A 17291-nucleotide genomic window follows, 5' to 3' on the forward strand; every position below is an offset into this window, starting at 1 on the left:
ATTCTTCAACAACTTCAACCACTTGCGCTTCCGATCTCTCGTCAGCGGGAGGCGAATTCTACAGCGTTACACGCTGCTGTCAACACCTCTTTTTCAACTTCCTTTCTGGCTTCGATAAACTGAAGCAACCTGCTGCCGAAACCTACATAACTCATTGAATCTCAAGGAGTTTTCCGTTTCGACTGCGCCGGAAGTGGGGCGAATTATAGACATCCAGAATCTGCCGTCAACCCCTATTTTCATAATTCTGTCACATCGGTCAAAAAACCCCGAAAACACGAAGGCCGACCCAAGGGGTCGGCCTTCGTTGCACTGCCCTTCTACTTATAAGCTAGGGAAGGCGAACTGCGAAGCCTCATGGCTGGCACGTTGCGGCCAACGCTGAGTGATTGCCTTGCGACGGGTATAGAAGCGCACGCCGTCCGGACCATAAGCGTGCAGGTCACCAAACAGCGAACGCTTCCAGCCGCCGAAGCTGTGGTAAGCCACCGGTACCGGCAGCGGCACGTTAACGCCAACCATACCAACCTCGATCTCGTCGCAGAACAGACGCGCCGCTTCACCGTCACGGGTAAAGATGCAGGTGCCGTTGCCGTATTCGTGATCGTTGATCAGCTGCATCGCCTCTTCCAGGCTGTTGACGCGAACAATGCACAGTACCGGCCCGAAGATCTCTTCTTTATAGATGCGCATCTCTGGGGTGACGTTGTCGAACAGGCAGCCACCGAGGAAGAAGCCTTCTTCATGACCGGCCACGCTGAAACCACGACCGTCGACCACCAGGGTCGCGCCCGCCGCCACGCCGTCATCAACGTAGCCGCTGACCTTGTCGCGCGCCTGACCGGTTACCAGTGGGCCCATGTCCAGACCGCACGAAGTGCCAGCACCGATTTTCAGCGCCTGAATCTGTGGAACCAGTTTCGCTACCAGCGCATCCGCCACCTGGTCACCCACACACACGGCAACCGAGATCGCCATGCAACGCTCGCCGCACGAACCGTACGCCGCGCCCATCAGTGCACTGACTGCGTTGTCAAGATCGGCATCCGGCATCAGCACCGCGTGGTTCTTCGCGCCGCCCAGTGCCTGAACGCGTTTACCGCGCTTGGTACCTTCGGCGTAGATGTATTCGGCAATCGGCGTCGAGCCAACGAAGCTCAACGCTTTGACTTCCGGCGCTTCGATCAACGCGTCCACCGCAGTCTTGTCACCGTGGACCACGCTCATCACACCTTTCGGCAGGCCGGCTTCCAACAGCAGCTGAGCGATCAGCAGTGTCGAGCTTGGATCACGCTCGGATGGCTTGAGGATGAAGCAGTTGCCGCAGACAATCGCCAGTGGGTACATCCACAGCGGCACCATGGCCGGGAAGTTGAACGGGGTGATACCGGCGACGATGCCCAGCGGCTGGAAGTCCGACCATGCGTCGATGTTCGGCCCGACGTTGCGGCTGTACTCACCCTTGAGGATTTCCGGCGCGGCGCAAGCGAACTCGACGTTCTCGATGCCGCGCTTCAATTCACCGGCAGCGTCTTCCAGAGTCTTGCCGTGTTCTTCGCTGATCAGTTGCGAGATCCGCGCTTCGTTCTGCTCGAGCAGTTGCTTGAAGCGGAACATCACCTGGGCACGTTTGGCCGGTGGCGTATTGCGCCAGGCCGGGAACGCAGCCTTGGCGGCATCGATGGCTTTCTGGATGGTTTCGCGGGTGGCCAATGGCAGCTTGTGGATAGCCTGACCGGTAGACGGGTTGAACACATCAACCGCGCGACCGGTCTCGGTCACCAGTTCGCCATTGATCAAATGCGGGATAACACTCATCGAAAACTCCTGAATTCTTGTCCACGGGCACCCGGTCAAGGAGTGCCCGTTTTTGTAGGTATATATAGAAGGAAAAATCAGTCGAGCTTGTTCAGCACTTCGCCGACCGCGTCGAACAGACGATCGAGGTCTTGCGGCTTGCTGTTGAAGGTTGGGCCGAACTGCAGGGTGTCGCCGCCGAAACGTACGTAGAACCCGGCTTTCCAAAGGGCCATGCCCGCTTCGAACGGACGCACGATGGCGTCGCCGTCACGACCGGCAATCTGGATCGCACCGGCCAGGCCGAAGTTACGGATGTCGATGACGTGCTTGGAGCCTTTCAGACCATGCAGCGCGTTTTCGAAATGCGGCGCGACTTCAGCGACGCTCTGCACCAGGTTTTCTTTTTGCAGCAGGTCGAGTGCTGCCAGGCCAGCGGCGCAAGCCACCGGGTGCGCCGAGTAGGTGTAGCCGTGCGGGAATTCCACGGCGTACTCCGGGGTCGGCTGATTCATGAAGGTCTGATAGATCTCGGAGCTGGCAATCACCGCGCCCATCGGGATCGCGCCGTTGGTGACTTGCTTGGCGATACACATCAGGTCCGGTGTGACGCCAAAGGTGTCGGCGCCGAACATATTGCCGGTACGACCGAAACCAGTGATCACTTCGTCGAACACCAGCAGGATGTTGTGCTGATCGCAGATTTCGCGCAGGCGCTTCAGGTAACCCTGCGGCGGAACCAATACGCCAGCGGAACCAGCCATAGGCTCAACGAATACCGCGGCGATGTTCGAAGCATCGTGCAACTCGATCAGCTTCAACAGCTCATCGGCCAAAGCGATACCGCCCTGCTCCGGCATGCCACGGGAGAACGCATTGCTCGCCAGCAGCGTGTGCGGCAGGTGATCGACGTCCATCATCGACTGACCGAACAGCTTGCGGTTGCCATTGACGCCGCCGAGGCTGGTGCCGGCGATGTTCACGCCGTGATAACCACGGGCACGGCCGATCATTTTGGTTTTGGTCGCCTGACCTTTCAGGCGCCAGTAGGCACGGACCATTTTCACCGCGGTGTCGGCGCACTCGGAACCCGAGTCAGTGAAGAACACGTGGTTGAGGTTGCCCGGGGTCAGCTCGGTGATCTTCTCGGCCAGCTGGAACGACAACGGGTGGCCGTACTGGAAGCCCGGCGAGTAATCGAGGGTGCCCAACTGCTTGGAGACCGCTTCCTGAATTTCCTTGCGGGTGTGGCCAGCGCCGCAAGTCCACAGACCGGACAGCGAGTCATATACCTTGCGGCCCTTGTCGTCGATCAGCCAACTGCCTTCGGCGCCAACGATCAGACGCGGATCGCGCTGGAAGTTACGGTTGGCGGTGTACGGCATCCAGTGCGCGTCCAGCTTCAGTTGGCTGGCCAGTGGCGACTGAGCGTTTTCAGGCATGTTCATCGGGCAAAACCTCGCAGGGCATAAGCATCAGGGAGATAAAAAGCGTTGTTGCAGCTAAATTGCCACGGCGATAAAGTCGGTGAAATTCAACTCTTCTAACCTTCAGTTAGAACTCCGCTAAACAATGAGAACAATAAGATGAGCAGCCGCCGCCCCGATCCGCTGGCCCAGGTCAGTGATTTTGATATTCGCCTGCTGCGGATTTTCCGCAGTGTGGTCGAGTGTGGCGGCTTCTCGGCAGCGGAAACCGTGCTCGGCATCGGTCGTTCGGCGATCAGTCAGCAGATGAGCGATCTGGAGCAGCGTCTCGGTTTACGTTTGTGTCAGCGCGGCCGCGCCGGGTTTTCGCTGACGGAAGAAGGTCGCGAGGTGTATCAATCGGCGCTGCAACTATTAAGTGCGCTGGAAAGCTTCCGCACCGAGGTCAACGGCCTGCACCAGCATTTGCGCGGGGAGTTGATCATCGGCTTGACCGACAACCTCGTCACCCTCCCCCACATGCGCATCACCCACGCCCTCGCGCAGTTGAAGGAACGCGGGCCGGATGTGCAGATCCAGATCCGCATGATTGCGCCCAATGAAGTCGAGCAAGGCGTGCTCGATGGGCGTTTGCATGTCGGCGTGGTACCGCAGGCCAGTGCTTTGTCGGGCCTGGAGTATCAGCCGCTGTATAGCGAACGTTCGCTGCTTTATTGCGCGGTCGGTCATCCGTTGTTTTATGTCGATGACAAGCAACTGGATGACGAGCGCCTGAACAGTCAGGACGCGATTGCGCCGACGTTTCGTTTGCCGGCGGATATTCAGGCGCATTACCAGGCGCTCAATTGCACGGCCAGTGCTTCTGACCGTGAGGGCATGGCGTTTTTGATTTTGACAGGGCGTTACATTGGTTATCTGCCGGATCATTACGCCAGTCTTTGGGTGCAGCAGGGGCGGTTGCGTGCTTTAAAAGCAGGAACGCGGTTTTACGATTTAAGTCTGGCATCGGTCACGCGCAAGGGGCGGCGCCCTCATTTGGTGCTGGAGAGCTTTTTGGAGAGTCTGGCGGCGACGCGTTGATGAGGGATGCGACGTTGGTGAAGTACAGCAAGAACAAGGGATCGCGGCCTTCGGCAGCTCCTGCAGGGGGATAAGTTGAGCAAGTGGACAGGTTTTTGCAGAGGGGGAATTACTTCGTTCCTTTGATAAGAAGCCTTTAGCCATGCAGCCAGATTCCGCACCGTCCAGTGATCTGATCTACGGCCTCAACGACCGGCCCAAACCACTCGCCGCGACGCTCGCGGCGCTGCAACACGTGCTTGCCAGTTTCGTCGGCATCATCACCCCGCCGCTGGTGATTGGTTCGGCGCTGGGGCTGACCGCGTACTTACCGTATCTGATCAGCATGGCCTTGATGGTTTCGGGCGTCGGCACGTTTATTCAGGCGCGGCGGCCGTTCGGCATTGGCGCCGGGATGATCTGTCTGCAAGGCACCAGTTTCGCCTTCCTGGGCGCGGTGCTGTCGGCCGGGTTTCTGGTCAAGCAACGTGGCGGCAGCCCGGAAGACATTCTCGCAATGATCTTCGGTGTGTGTTTCTTCGGCGCAATGGTGCAGATCGTCCTCAGCCGTTTCATCGGTCAATTGCGCAGAGTCATCACGCCGCTGGTGACCGGGATCGTCATCACCCTGATCGGCATCAGTCTGATCAAGGTCGGCATCACTGATCTCGGTGGCGGTTTCAATGCACCGGACTTCGGTGCGCCGGGCAATCTGGCGCTCGGTGTATTCGTGTTGCTGACGATCATTCTGCTCAACCGTTCGAACACGCCGTGGGTGCGTTTGTCGGCGATCATCATCGGTTTGCTGCTGGGCAGCCTGGCGGCGTGGTTCAGTGGGAAACTGCTGCCACAGCCATTGCCTGACTTGCCGCTGGTGAGTTTTCCTACGCCGTTCAAGTTCGGATTCAGCTTCGACTGGACGGCATTCCTGCCCGTCGCGCTGATTTACTTGATCAGCACCATCGAAACCGTCGGCGACCTCACCGCCAACTGCATGCTCGCCCGCCAGCCAATCAGCGGCCCTTCTTATATAAGCCGCCTGCGCGGTGGCGTACTCGGCGATGGCGTGAGCTGCATGATCGCCGCGACTTTCAGCGCCTTCCCCAACACCACATTCGCGCAGAACAACGGTGTAATCCAGTTGACCGGCGTTGCCAGCCGCTACGTCGGTTTGTACATCGGCGCGATCCTGTTTTGTCTCGGCCTGTTTCCAACGATTGGCGCGGTGTTGCAACAGATTCCAAAACCGGTGCTCGGCGGCGCCACCCTGGTGATGTTCGGCGCGGTGGCTGCTGCCGGCGTACGCATCCTCGCGCAGTCGCCGCTGGATCGCCGCAGCATGTTGATCATCGCCACTTCGTTCGGTGTCGGCCTGGGCATCGCCGCGCAACCGACCCTGCTGCACTTGCTGCCGAAACTGGTGCAGAACCTGTTCGACTCGGCGATCACCAGCGGCGGTCTGACGGCAATCGTCCTCTGCCTGTTGCTGCCGGAGTCGAAAACCGAGAACGCTGAAGTGCACGCGGCGCTGAACAAGATCGAACAGGCGTAACGGTTTTATCGTTTCAGGACTTGTCGGATGCCTGTGGGTGCGCTATCAACGCAACTGGTTGCACCCACAGACAAACCCGGAAGTGCCTATGACCTTTGAAGTCCCAGCCCATGGCGGCAAACCCGCCAGCCGCATTCGTCAAAAGAACGAAGAGACCATCCTCAAAGCTGCCGAAGACGAGTTCGCCCGCCACGGGTACAAAGGCACCAGCATGAACACCATCGCGCAGAATGCCGGGTTGCCCAAGGCGAACCTGCATTACTACTTCACCAACAAACTCGGTTTGTACGTGGCGGTGCTGAGCAACATCATCGAGCTGTGGGACAGCACCTTCAACACACTCACTGCCGAGGACGATCCGGCCGAAGCGCTGACCCGCTACATCCGCGCCAAGATGGAATTCTCCCGTCGTCAGCCGCAAGCCTCGCGGATCTTCGCGATGGAAGTGATCAGCGGCGGCGAATGCCTGAGCGAATATTTCAATCAGGATTACCGCGCCTGGTTCACCGGCCGCGCGGCAGTGTTTCAAGCGTGGATCGATGCGGGCAAAATGGACGCGGTCGATCCCGTGCACCTGATCTTCCTGTTGTGGGGCAGCACCCAGCATTACGCCGACTTCGCCACGCAGATCTGTCGTGTCAGCGGTCGCAGCAAGTTGACCAAACAGGATATGGAAGACGCCGGCAACAACCTGATCCGCATTATTCTTAAAGGCTGCGGCCTCACTCCTCCTCTATAAGACATTTATGCCTTTCTCCCTCAGCGGTTTTTGCGAGTTCCGCGAAGAAATTCGCAAAAGCCGCTTTATCACCTTCGCCACGCCGATCGGCAGCCCTGCCGAGGCGCAGGCGTTCTTCGAACAGCACAGCGACTTCAACGCTTCGCACAATTGCTGGGCGTGGAAACTCGGCGATCAATACCGCAGCAATGACGACGGCGAACCGGGCGGCACGGCCGGGCGACCGATTCTGGCGGCGATTGAAGCGCAGGATTGTGATCAGGTCGCGGTGCTGGTGATTCGTTGGTACGGCGGGATTCAACTGGGCACCGGCGGGTTGGCCCGCGCGTATGGCGGTGGGGCGAACAAGTGTTTGCAAACGGCGGCGAAGGTTGAGTTGATCAGCCGGGTGCCGGTGAGTTGCGCTTGCGGGTTTGCCGAGTTGGCGTTGGTGAAGTTGCGGGTGGCGGATCTGGGTGGGTTGGTTGTGGAGGAGAGTTTTACGGCGAATGGCGTTGAGTTGAAGTTGGCGGTGGGTGAGGCGCAGATTGCGGTGTTGCAGGGGCAGTTGGCGGATTTGAGTCGGGGGCGGATTTTGTTGCAGCGGTGAAGCAAGGTCCAACGATCGCAGCGTTCGGCAACTCCTACAGGGCTGCGATCTTTTGGGGCGACTGCGAAATTTCTTATTCCATAGACTTGCCCACATCTGCTGTGCACCCGACTGTGGATAACCTGAGTACATTCCGCTGTAACCCTTCTGTCACGTGGCTTTGCGCGGTTTGTTCACTTTTCGTTCAATTCACCCGACGAACTGAAAATATCACGCAGAAACAATCAGTTAGATCCGTTTATCACCATTGGAAGAAAGCACCGCGGTGCTTATGCCCGTGCTTGCGGCTTGCGCACAAAAACTGTGGAGCAACCTGTGGATAACCCGTTCATGACCGGCTCAGTCGCAGGTGCTGCCTAGCCCCCACGCAGTTGCTCGTTTTTTGATCAGCTAATCACGGGCAAAACTGGAGCCCGATCAACGGCTTTGCGCTGATTTGGTGCCATGGTTGCAGGTGAAACGCACGCCGATGCTCTGCACCAAGCGCTCGCAAGCGCCGTGCGTGCTGGTTCCTGACTCAATGGCCAGGAAATTGCTTTATCCACAGGCACAACTCCAAGCAAGTCGAGCCTGTCATGCCCATCGCTCCTCCTATCCCGCGCCTGCAACTGCGCCAGATCAGCAAACGCTACCCCGGTTGTCTGGCCAACGACGCCATCGACCTGAGCATCGCGCCCGGAGAAATCCACGCCCTGCTCGGTGAAAACGGCGCGGGCAAAAGTACCTTGATGAAGATCATCTACGGCGTGACCCAGGCCGATGCAGGGGAAACGCTTTGGCACGGCCAGCGAGTCAACATTCGTAATCCGGCGCAGGCGCGGCAGTTGGGCATCGGCATGGTATTCCAGCATTTCTCGCTGTTCGAAACCCTCAGCGTCGCGCAGAACATTGCGCTGGCGATGGGCGCAGCGGCCGGCACACCGAAACAACTGGAGCCGAAGATTCGTGAGGTGTCGCGCCGTTATGGCATGGCGCTGGAGCCGGAGCGACTTGTCCACAGCCTGTCGATCGGCGAGCGGCAACGGGTCGAAATCATTCGCTGCCTGATGCAGGACATTCGCCTGCTGATCCTCGATGAGCCAACTTCGGTGCTGACACCGCAGGAGGCCGACGAATTGTTCATCACCCTGCGCCGCCTCGCCGCCGAGGGCTGCAGTATTTTGTTCATCAGCCACAAGCTCGGCGAGGTTCGGGCGTTGTGTCATAGCGCGACGGTTCTGCGCGGAGGACGGGTGGCTGGACATTGCCTGCCGGCCGAGTGCTCGGATCAGCAGTTGGCGCAGATGATGGTCGGCGAAGCGGCGACGTTGATTGGCGACTATCCGAAGGTCAGCGGCGGCGCGGCGTTTTTGCAGGTAACGGGATTGAGCTGGCACAATCCGGATCCGTTCGGCTGCTCACTGACTGACCTCAATGTGCAGGTGCGCAGCGGTGAAATCGTCGGCATTGCCGGGGTCGCGGGCAATGGTCAGGATGAGCTGCTCGCGCTGCTCAGCGGCGAGCAAACCCTGCCCCGGGCGGAAGCGGCAACCATTCGATTCGCCGAGCAACACGTCGCCGATCTGCGCCCGGATGCGCGACGCAAACTGGGCCTGGCGTTTGTCCCCGCCGAGCGCCTCGGTCATGGCGCGGTGCCGGAACTGAGTCTGGCGGACAACGCGCTGCTGACTGCTTTCCAACAAGGCTTGGTCAGCCACGGCTTGATCGAGCGCGGCAAAGTCGAAGCCCTCGCCTGTCAGATCATTCAGCGCTTCGGCGTGAAAACCCCGGGTACGCAAACCGCCGCGCGCAGCCTGTCCGGTGGCAACCTGCAGAAATTCATCCTCGGCCGGGAAATCCTTCAGCAACCGAAACTGTTGATCGCCGCGCACCCGACCTGGGGCGTCGACGTCGGCGCCGCCGCGACCATCCACCGTGCGCTGATCGCGTTGCGCGATGCCGGCGCGGCGATTCTGGTGATTTCCGAAGACCTCGACGAACTGTTCCAGATCAGCGACCGCCTCGGCGCATTGTGTGGTGGACGCCTGTCAGCGCTGCACAACACCACCGATACGCAGCTCAGCGACGTCGGCGGCTGGATGGCCGGTCAGTTCGACAACCCACCTTTTGCCGCCACGGTTTAACGGAGTTTCAAACATGCTGCTTTCCCTCGAACCCCGTGGCCAGCAATCGCGCCTGATGCTGTGGTGCTCGCCGTTATTGGCGGCGGTACTGACGCTTGGCTGCGGCTCGCTGTTGTTTATCGCCCTCGGGCATGACCCGCTGCAAACCTTGCATACGCTGCTGATCGCGCCGGTCAGCGATTTGTATGGCGTCTCCGAATTACTGGTCAAGGCGTTGCCGATTCTGCTTTGCGCGCTGGGCTTAGCCGTGGCGTATCAGGCGCGAATCTGGAACATCGGCGCCGAAGGTCAATTGCTCCTCGGCGCGCTCGCCGGCAGTGCCCTGGCGGTGAACATCATCGACATGCACAGCCGTTGGGCGCTGGTGTTGATTCTGCTCACCGGCACCCTCGCCGGCGCGGCGTGGGCCGGGCTGACGGCGTGGTTGCGTACGCGCTTCAACGCCAACGAAATCCTCACCAGCATCATGCTCAATTACATCGCCCTGAACCTGCTGCTGTTCTGCGTGCACGGGCCGCTGAAGGATCCGGCCGGCTTCAACTTTCCCGAGTCGGCGATGTTCGGCGATGCCAGCCGTTTGCCGTTGTTGATGGAGGATGGCCGCGTGCATGCCGGGGTGTATTTCGCCCTGCTCGCACTGGTCGCTGTGTGGGTGTTGCTGCAAAAAAGCTTTGTCGGTTTCCAGATCAAAGTGCTCGGGCTGAACAAGCGTGCGGCGGGGTTTGTCGGCTTTCGCGAGAAGCGTTTGATCTGGCTGGCGCTATTGATCAGCGGCGGCTTGGCGGGGCTTGCGGGTGTCTGCGAAGTGACCGGGCCGATCGGTCAATTGGTGCCGCAGGTTTCGCCGGGTTACGGCTATGCGGCGATCACCGTGGCGTTTCTTGGGCGACTCAATCCGATCGGGATTCTGTTTTCTAGCCTGCTGATGGCGCTGCTGTACATCGGCGGCGAAAGTGCACAAATGACCCTGAATCTGCCGCAGGCGATCACCCAGTTATTCCAGGGAATGATGCTGTTTTTCCTGCTCGCCTGTGACGTGCTGATCCTCTATCGGCCACGCCTGAATTTGCGGTGGGTGAAGCGTACTTCGACTACCGCCGTAACCGCCGGAGCGCTGTGATGGATATCGATCTGTTGAGCAATATTTTCTACGCCATGGTGCGTTGCGGCACGCCGTTGTTGCTGGTGGCGCTGGGTGAACTGATCTGCGAGAAGAGCGGCGTGCTCAACCTCGGGCAGGAAGGGATGATGCTGTTTGGCGCGGTGATCGGTTTTATCGTTGCGTTCAACAGCGGCAACCTCTGGCTTGGCGTGTTGCTGGCGATGCTCGCCGGGATGTTGTTGTCGTCGCTGTTTGCCTTGGTGGCGCTGGTGTTCAACGCCAATCAGGTCGCGACCGGACTGGCCCTGACGATTTTTGGTGTCGGCCTGTCGACCTTTGTCGGCGCGGCTTGGGTGGGGAAACCGTTGACGGGTTTTGAGCCGGTGGCGATTCCTTATCTGAGTGAGATTCCAATGATCGGGCGGATGCTGTTTGCTCAGGATCTGCTGGTGTATCTGTCGTTCGCGCTGTTTGCGCTGGTGGCGTGGGTGATCGTCAAAAGTCGTGTCGGGTTGATCATTCAGGCGGTGGGCGAGAACCCGGATGCAGCCAGTGCGATGGGGCTGCCGGTGTTGACTGTGCGCACATTGGCGGTGCTGTTCGGCGGAGCGATGGCCGGGTTGGCCGGGGCGTATCTGTCGCTGGCGTACACGCCGATGTGGGCGGAAAACATGACCGCTGGACGCGGCTGGATCGCGTTGGCGCTGGTGGTGTTTGCCAGTTGGCGGGTGTGGCGGTTGTTGCTTGGGGCATATCTGTTTGGACTCGCCAGCATTTTGCATCTGGTGGCGCAGGGATTGGGGCTGGCGATCCCATCGAGTCTGCTGGCGATGCTGCCGTATGTGGCGACGATTGTGGTGCTGGTGCTGTTGTCGCGCGATGCGCTGCGTACGCGGTTGTATGCGCCGGTTTCGCTGGGGCAGCCTTGGCAGGCGGGGCATTGATGTAGTGATTTCAATGGCCCTATCGCGAGCAGGCTCACTCCTACATTGGATCGGGTTCACAGTTCCCTTGTAGGAGTGAGCCTGCTCGCGATGGCTCTTGAACAGGCAACACCTGAGCAACGCCCCACGCCAGTTCGAAGACCAGGAAAACCAGCAGAATCGAACTGGCGCCATGCAACAAGGCATACGCCTGCCAAGCCGCAAACAAAAACCGGGCCACCGCGTCATACCGTCCATAAAGCGCCTGCGGATCACGAATCCGCAGCACCGCCCAAACACACACCACCGACCCCAACAGATTCGCCATCAACATGTGCACAGGCTGAAACGCCGGCAGCCCACCCGGCAAGTTCAGTGCGCTCAACAACCCGTGCACAAAAGCAAAACTCCATGGCGTGGCAAACGCTGCCGTCACGATCAGGTCATACCAGGCGCTGCCGCGCACCACGTTGCGATACTGCGTTGAAGTCCACATCATCCATGCTCCAGAAATTCAGGGAGCAACCACGGTAAAGCCTGGAGTATGCTCCAGGGTCAACAGCTGTTTTGAGAGCCACTATGCGCATCGGTGAATTAGCCCAGGCCAGCGCCGTCAGCCGTGACACCCTGCGTTTCTATGAGCAGCGCGGATTGATCGCGGCGCAGCGCAGTGCCAACGGTTATCGCGACTATCCGCCGGAGATGGTGCAACTGGTGCTCTATATCAAAACGGCGCAGCGTCTGGGATTTACCCTCGGCGAGATCGGCGATAGCGTCGCGGCATTGTGGAACGCGCCCGATCCGGACAACGCCGTGGCGCAGTTGCTGCGCGACAAACTGCAACTGATCGAAACCCGCATGCGCGAACTCGACGTACTGCGTCAGGAGTTGCAACTTCGGCTCGGTCAGGCCTGTCCATTGAATCCATGATCCTCATTCATCAAGGAAGCCCATCATGTCTGCAAAAAACGCACTGATCATCGGCGCCTCCCGGGGCCTGGGCCTCGGTCTGGTGAAAACCCTGCTGGCCGACGGCTGGCAGGTCACCGCCACCGTGCGCAATCCGCAAAACGCCGAGGCGCTGCAAGCACTGGGCAAGGTGCGGATCGAGAAGCTCGACATGGACGACCAGCAAGCGGTGATCGCCCTGAGCCAGCTGCTCAAGGGCGAAACGTTTGATCTGCTGTTCGTCAACGCCGGGGTCAAAGGCCCGGCCGATCAGACCCCGGGCGGCGCGACATTGGCCGAAGTCGGTCAGCTGTTTTTCACCAACGCGGTGGCGCCGATCAATCTGGCCCAGCGTTTTGTCGGGCAGATTCGTGACGGCAGCGGCGTGCTGGCATTCATGAGTTCCGGACTGGGCAGCGTGACAGTGGCGGACGCGCCGGAGCTGGCGCTGTACAAGGCCAGCAAGGCGGCGCTGAACTCGATGACCAACAGTTTTGTCACGCAGTTGGGTGAGCAGAAGATGACGGTGTTGTCGCTGCATCCGGGTTGGGTGAAGACCGATATGGGCGGCGAAGGTGCGGATCTGGATGTGGAAACCAGCACCCGTGGCCTGGTTGATCAGGTGAATGCGTACACCGGCAAGGGCGGGCATCACTTCATCAACTACAAGGGTGAAACCATTCCCTGGTAATTGATGATCCCTTGTAGGAGCTGCCGAAGGCTGCGATCTTTTGATTGTAAAAAACAAGATCAAAAGATCGCAGCCTTCGGCAGCTCCTACAGGGTTGCGTATTTTGTTGGAATGGGCGTTGTCGGATCACATCGCCATTGGGTTGTGCATTTTGGTTGTGTGTTGTCTGGTCGGGTTGGGCTTGCCCGACGCGGCGTTTTGTTTGAAACTGCGCACCTCGTCCCTTGCGGCGACCCTGGATCAGCAGACAGGGCATCACTGAGCTGGCAACCCTGAACCCAATTTTCAGAGGAGCCGGCAACATGCCCGCGACCCGTACCTGGTTAAAAAATCCCCTCGCTATTTTCACCTCCAACGAGCTCGATGCCCGTGGCGGTCTAGTCGTGCAAGACGGTGTCATCGTCGAAGTGCTGGCTGCCGGCCAACAGCCGTCGGCGCCGTGCAATGAAGTGTTCGATGCCCGTGAACATGTGATCCTGCCGGGCCTGATCAACACCCACCATCACTTCTATCAAACCCTCACCCGCGCTTGGGCCCCGGTGGTCAATCAGCCGTTGTTCCCGTGGCTGAAAACCCTGTACCCGGTGTGGGCGCGTCTGACACCTGAGAAACTCGCGCTCGCCACCAAAGTCGCGTTGGCCGAGTTGCTGCTATCGGGCTGCACCACCGCTGCAGACCATCACTACCTGTTCCCGGACGGTCTGGAAAACGCCATCGACGTACAAGTCGAAACCGTGCGTGAACTGGGCATGCGCGCCATGCTCACCCGCGGTTCGATGAGCCTCGGCGAGAAGGACGGCGGCCTGCCGCCGCAGCAGACCGTGCAGGAAGGTCAGGTGATTCTCGACGACAGTCAGCGCCTGATTCACGAGTACCACGAACGCGGCGATGGCGCGCAGATCCAGATCGCGCTGGCGCCGTGCTCGCCGTTCTCGGTGACTCCGGAAATCATGTCGGCCAGTGCTGAACTGGCGAACAAGCTCGACGTGCGCCTGCACACTCACCTGGCTGAAACCCTCGACGAAGAAGACTTCTGCCTGCAGCGTTTTGGCCTGCGCACCGTCGATTATCTGGACAGTGTCGGCTGGCTCGGCCCGCGCACCTGGCTGGCGCACGGTATTCACTTCAACCCGGACGAAATCGCGCGTCTCGGCGAGGCTGGTACCGGTATCTGCCATTGCCCGAGTTCGAACATGCGTCTGGCTTCCGGCATTTGCCCAAGTATCGACCTGACCGATGCCGGTGCCTTGTTTGGTCTGGGCGTCGACGGTTCGGCGTCCAACGATGCGTCGAACATGATTCTCGAAGCGCGTCAGGCGCTGTACATCCAGCGTCTGCGTTACGGCGCCGAGAAGATCACCCCGGAGCGTGTGCTGGGCTGGGCGACCAAGGGTTCGGCGAGCCTGTTGGGCCGCACCGACATTGGTGAGATTGCCGTGGGCAAGCAGGCGGATCTGGCGTTGTTCAAGCTCGATGAGCTGCGCTTCTCCGGCAGCCATGATCCGATTTCGGCGCTGCTGTTGTGCGGCGCGGATCGTGCGGACCGGGTGATGATTGGCGGCAAGTGGCGCGTGGTTGACGGTCAGGTTGAAGGCCTTGATCTCAAAGGCCTGATCGCCGATCACAGCCAGGCGGCTCGCCAACTGATCGCCGGTACCTGATCCCCGGATCATCCCCATGTAGGAGCTGCCGAAGGCTGCGATCTTTTGATCTGTTTTTCTAGAAGCAAGATCAAAAGATCGCAGCCTTCGGCAGCTCCTACAGGGGGCTCGGCTGGGCTTAAAGGCCGAGCAGGGACAACATGATGAACGTCGCGAACAGCACAAAGTGCGTCATGCCTTCGATGGCATTGGTCTCGCCGTCATTCAGGTTGATCGCACTGACGATCAACGTCAGGAAAATCATCACCGTCTGCACCGGCGTCATCGCCATCTGAAACGGCTGGCCGGTGTACAGCGCCATCGCCTCCATCACCGGCACCGTCAGAATCACCGTCGACAGTGACGCCCCCATCGCAATGTTCACCACCGACTGCATGCGGTTGGCCAACGCCGCGCGCAACGCGGTCAAAATCTCCGGCGCAGCGGAAATCGCCGCCACCAGAATCGCCGTGATCACCGGCGGTGCGCCCGTGCCTTCCAGACCCAGATCGAGGGTCTTCGACATCACCTCGGCGAGTGCGCCAATCACCACCACGCCAAACACCAGAATGCCGATCGATAACGCCAGGCTGACCGGTTTTGGTTTCTCCTCGACGGGTTCTTTCTTGCGGCGTTTGTCCGGGTAGCTGTAGCTGAAAAAGTAGCTGTGCGGGCCGACCTGCATGCGCAGAAACAGCGCGTAAAGCACCACCATCGCGCCGATGGTGAACGCCGAATAAATCTTCCAGTTGGCCTCGGGAATAAATTCCGGCACCACCATCGACACGCCCATGGCGGTGAGAATCATCACGCTGTAGCTGCGTGCCGAATCGTCGTTGTAGGACTGCTCGCCGTGCTTGATCCCGCCCATCAATGCGGCGAGGCCGAGGATGCCGTTGATGTCGAGCATCACTGCGGAATAGATCGTGTCGCGCACCAACGTCGGCGAGGCTTCGTTGCTCATCATGATCGCCAGGATCACCACTTCGACCAAGACGGCAGCGAGGGTCAGGATCATCGTGCCGTAGGGGTCGCCGACTTTTTCCGCGAGCAATTCGGCCTGATGGGCGACGCGCATCGAGGCGGCGACGATGAATACGATGATGACCAGACCGCCGACCAGCGCGACGATCTGACCACTGTGCAACAGCCAGTGTTCCAGCGGATAGGCGACGCACGCGGCGATGACGGCCAATAGCAGAAAGCTTTCTTGCTTGAGGATCGAGAGCATGGCGGGCCTTTTTGCCGAAGAGTGCGAATGAGCTACTGACTGCGGGGCGGCGCTAACGTTTCGTTACACCTTAGCGCACCAAGCGATAGCGTGAATCCGTTGAGTTGCACTGCGTTGGTTCTGGCGCTGAAAAGATCGCAGCCTTCGGCAGCTCCTACAGGTTGTGCATTCCCATGTAGGAGCTGCCGAAGGCTGCGATCTTTTTTGTTTGTTGTCCTGTTGGTCAGCAATTTGCATTAGCCCTGACCACACACAACAAAATGGAGTTCGAATTCATGCAACTACGTCCGCTGCACAAACTGCTGTGCGCCGCCCTCGGTCTGGGGATCAGTCTGAGCGCCAGCGCTGCCGATCCGCTGAAGGTCGGTTTCGTTTACATCGGCCCGATCGGTGACCACGGCTGGACGTATCAGCATGAACAGGGGCGCAAGGCTCTCGCCGAGAAATTCGGCAATCAGATCACCACTAACTACGTCGAGAACGTCGCTGAAGGTGCTGATGCCGAGCGGGTGATCCGCAACATGGCCAAGGATAAGTACGACCTGATCTTCACCACCTCTTTCGGCTACATGAACCCGACGCTGAAAGTCGCCAAGCAATTTCCCAAGGTGACCTTCGAACACGCCACCGGCTATAAACAGGACAAAAACCTCGGCACCTATCTGGCGCGCACCTATGAGGGTCGCTACGTCGGCGGTTTCCTCGCGGCGAAGATGACCAAGACCAAGAAGATCGGTTATGTCGCTTCGTTCCCGATCCCCGAGGTAATCCGCGACATCAACGCGATTCAACTGGCCTTGAACAAATACAACCCGGGCACCGAGATCAAAGTGGTGTGGGTCAACTCCTGGTTCGACCCGGGCAAGGAAGCCGACGCGGCCAACGCGCTGATCGATCAGGGTGTCGACGTGGTGTTCCAGCACACCGACAGCCCCGCGCCGATTCAGGCCGCCGAACGTCGTGGCGTGTACGCGGTGGGTTACGCCTCGGACATGGCGCACTTCGGCCCGAAAGCGGTGCTGACCTCGATCGTCAACGACTGGGCGCCGCACTATATTCAGGCGACGCAAAGCGTGATCGATCACAACTGGAAATCGCAGGATTACTGGGGCGGGCTGAAGGAAGGCACGGTTGAACTGCCAATCAGCGACCTGGTGCCGGCACCGGTGAAAGCCGAGGCCGAGCAGATTATTGCCGACATCAAAAGCGGTGCCTTCCAACCGTTCACCGGGCCGATCAAGGATCAGGCCGGGGTCGAGAAAATCCCCGCAGGCGTGAGTGCGACGAATGCGGAACTGGCGTCGATGAACTACTACGTTGAAGGCATGAAGGCCGAGATGCCGAAGTAATCTACCTGACCCCGATCGTTCCCACGCTCTGCGTGGGAATGCCGCCCGGGACGCTCCGCGTCCCTGCTGAAAGCGGACGCAGAGCGTCCATTGAGGCATTCCCACGCGGAGCGTGGGAACG

General features: G+C 59.5%; 15 protein-coding genes. 11 read left to right on the forward strand and 4 right to left on the reverse strand.

What is annotated here, in order from left to right; genetic code table 11:
* Positions 1-324: 324 nt before the first annotated feature.
* Complete coding sequence (locus tag ACIPZE_RS22610) at positions 325-1818, reverse strand: CoA-acylating methylmalonate-semialdehyde dehydrogenase (protein ID WP_400775380.1); 1494 nt, start codon at positions 1816-1818, stop codon at positions 325-327.
* Positions 1819-1895: 77 nt separating this feature from the next.
* Entirely contained in the window at positions 1896-3245 is a 1350-nt protein-coding gene (locus tag ACIPZE_RS22615; protein ID WP_283437805.1) for an aspartate aminotransferase family protein, read from the reverse strand.
* Positions 3246-3383: 138 nt separating this feature from the next.
* On the opposite strand from ACIPZE_RS22615, the gene ACIPZE_RS22620 reads away from it, so the two are divergent.
* The 7 genes from ACIPZE_RS22620 (at position 3384) to ACIPZE_RS22650 (ending at position 11332) form a co-directional block, all read left to right on the forward strand.
* Positions 3384-4304, forward strand: a complete 921-nt coding sequence (locus ACIPZE_RS22620; protein WP_053116962.1) for a LysR family transcriptional regulator — start codon at positions 3384-3386, stop codon at positions 4302-4304.
* 142 nt (positions 4305-4446) lie between these two features.
* Positions 4447-5835 carry a uracil-xanthine permease family protein gene (locus ACIPZE_RS22625; RefSeq protein ID WP_400775382.1) on the forward strand — a complete coding sequence of 463 codons (1389 nt, stop codon included), beginning with the start codon at positions 4447-4449 and terminating at the stop codon, positions 5833-5835.
* An 88-nt stretch (positions 5836-5923) separates the two neighbouring features.
* The gene (locus tag ACIPZE_RS22630) at positions 5924-6574 is read left to right on the forward strand and encodes a TetR/AcrR family transcriptional regulator (RefSeq protein ID WP_400775385.1); all 651 of its coding nucleotides are present in this window, start codon (positions 5924-5926) and stop codon (positions 6572-6574) included.
* A gap of 7 nt (positions 6575-6581) precedes the next feature.
* Positions 6582-7163: an IMPACT family protein gene (locus ACIPZE_RS22635; RefSeq protein WP_400775388.1), complete on the forward strand. Its 582-nt coding sequence runs from the start codon at positions 6582-6584 to the stop codon at positions 7161-7163.
* 575 nt (positions 7164-7738) lie between these two features.
* Positions 7739-9286 carry an ABC transporter ATP-binding protein gene (locus ACIPZE_RS22640; protein ID WP_400775390.1) on the forward strand — a complete coding sequence of 516 codons (1548 nt, stop codon included), beginning with the start codon at positions 7739-7741 and terminating at the stop codon, positions 9284-9286.
* A 13-nt stretch (positions 9287-9299) separates the two neighbouring features.
* Complete coding sequence (locus ACIPZE_RS22645; RefSeq protein ID WP_400775392.1) at positions 9300-10406, forward strand: ABC transporter permease; 1107 nt, start codon at positions 9300-9302, stop codon at positions 10404-10406.
* The gene (locus ACIPZE_RS22650; protein ID WP_400775395.1) at positions 10406-11332 is read left to right on the forward strand and encodes an ABC transporter permease; all 927 of its coding nucleotides are present in this window, start codon (positions 10406-10408) and stop codon (positions 11330-11332) included. The genes ACIPZE_RS22645 and ACIPZE_RS22650 overlap by 1 nt, the downstream gene beginning before the upstream one ends.
* Before the next feature lie 40 nt (positions 11333-11372).
* On the opposite strand, the gene ACIPZE_RS22655 is transcribed toward ACIPZE_RS22650, so the two are convergent.
* The gene (locus ACIPZE_RS22655) at positions 11373-11807 is read right to left on the reverse strand and encodes a hypothetical protein (protein WP_400775397.1); all 435 of its coding nucleotides are present in this window, start codon (positions 11805-11807) and stop codon (positions 11373-11375) included.
* An 83-nt stretch (positions 11808-11890) separates the two neighbouring features.
* Between ACIPZE_RS22655 and ACIPZE_RS22660 the strand changes: the two genes are divergently transcribed.
* The 3 genes from ACIPZE_RS22660 to ACIPZE_RS22670 all read left to right on the forward strand — a co-directional run bounded on the left by ACIPZE_RS22660 (position 11891) and on the right by ACIPZE_RS22670 (position 14611).
* On the forward strand, positions 11891-12241 hold the full coding sequence (locus ACIPZE_RS22660; protein WP_150795725.1) for a MerR family transcriptional regulator: 351 nt from the start codon (positions 11891-11893) through the stop codon (positions 12239-12241).
* A 22-nt stretch (positions 12242-12263) separates the two neighbouring features.
* On the forward strand, positions 12264-12950 hold the full coding sequence (locus ACIPZE_RS22665; protein ID WP_400775470.1) for an SDR family oxidoreductase: 687 nt from the start codon (positions 12264-12266) through the stop codon (positions 12948-12950).
* A 302-nt stretch (positions 12951-13252) separates the two neighbouring features.
* Positions 13253-14611: an 8-oxoguanine deaminase gene (locus tag ACIPZE_RS22670; protein WP_212546367.1), complete on the forward strand. Its 1359-nt coding sequence runs from the start codon at positions 13253-13255 to the stop codon at positions 14609-14611.
* Positions 14612-14729: 118 nt separating this feature from the next.
* Here the strand turns inward: ACIPZE_RS22670 and ACIPZE_RS22675 are convergent, their stop codons facing one another.
* Entirely contained in the window at positions 14730-15821 is a 1092-nt protein-coding gene (locus ACIPZE_RS22675) for a calcium:proton antiporter (protein WP_400775399.1), read from the reverse strand.
* Between the two features lie 275 nt (positions 15822-16096).
* Between ACIPZE_RS22675 and ACIPZE_RS22680 the strand changes: the two genes are divergently transcribed.
* Positions 16097-17170 carry a BMP family ABC transporter substrate-binding protein gene (locus ACIPZE_RS22680; protein ID WP_283437815.1) on the forward strand — a complete coding sequence of 358 codons (1074 nt, stop codon included), beginning with the start codon at positions 16097-16099 and terminating at the stop codon, positions 17168-17170.
* Positions 17171-17291: the final 121 nt, after the last annotated feature.

This window comes from Pseudomonas sp. NPDC089741 (genome assembly GCF_044748825.1).
In the GTDB taxonomy this organism is placed as follows: Bacteria; Pseudomonadota; Gammaproteobacteria; order Pseudomonadales; family Pseudomonadaceae; genus Aquipseudomonas; species Aquipseudomonas helmanticensis.

Bases quoted from the DNA above. Each gene is read 5' to 3' on its own strand.
- ACIPZE_RS22610 (WP_400775380.1), bottom strand. From the start codon at position 1,818: ATGAGTGTTATCCCGCATTTGATCAATGGCGAACTGGTGACCGAGACC.
- ACIPZE_RS22615 (WP_283437805.1), bottom strand. From the start codon at position 3,245: ATGAACATGCCTGAAAACGCTCAGTCGCCACTGGCCAGCCAACTGAAG.
- ACIPZE_RS22620 (WP_053116962.1), top strand. From the start codon at position 3,384: ATGAGCAGCCGCCGCCCCGATCCGCTGGCCCAGGTCAGTGATTTTGAT.
- ACIPZE_RS22625 (WP_400775382.1), top strand. From the start codon at position 4,447: ATGCAGCCAGATTCCGCACCGTCCAGTGATCTGATCTACGGCCTCAAC.
- ACIPZE_RS22630 (WP_400775385.1), top strand. From the start codon at position 5,924: ATGACCTTTGAAGTCCCAGCCCATGGCGGCAAACCCGCCAGCCGCATT.
- ACIPZE_RS22635 (WP_400775388.1), top strand. From the start codon at position 6,582: ATGCCTTTCTCCCTCAGCGGTTTTTGCGAGTTCCGCGAAGAAATTCGC.
- ACIPZE_RS22640 (WP_400775390.1), top strand. From the start codon at position 7,739: ATGCCCATCGCTCCTCCTATCCCGCGCCTGCAACTGCGCCAGATCAGC.
- ACIPZE_RS22645 (WP_400775392.1), top strand. From the start codon at position 9,300: ATGCTGCTTTCCCTCGAACCCCGTGGCCAGCAATCGCGCCTGATGCTG.
- ACIPZE_RS22650 (WP_400775395.1), top strand. From the start codon at position 10,406: ATGGATATCGATCTGTTGAGCAATATTTTCTACGCCATGGTGCGTTGC.
- ACIPZE_RS22655 (WP_400775397.1), bottom strand. From the start codon at position 11,807: ATGTGGACTTCAACGCAGTATCGCAACGTGGTGCGCGGCAGCGCCTGG.
- ACIPZE_RS22660 (WP_150795725.1), top strand. From the start codon at position 11,891: ATGCGCATCGGTGAATTAGCCCAGGCCAGCGCCGTCAGCCGTGACACC.
- ACIPZE_RS22670 (WP_212546367.1), top strand. From the start codon at position 13,253: ATGCCCGCGACCCGTACCTGGTTAAAAAATCCCCTCGCTATTTTCACC.
- ACIPZE_RS22675 (WP_400775399.1), bottom strand. From the start codon at position 15,821: ATGCTCTCGATCCTCAAGCAAGAAAGCTTTCTGCTATTGGCCGTCATC.
- ACIPZE_RS22680 (WP_283437815.1), top strand. From the start codon at position 16,097: ATGCAACTACGTCCGCTGCACAAACTGCTGTGCGCCGCCCTCGGTCTG.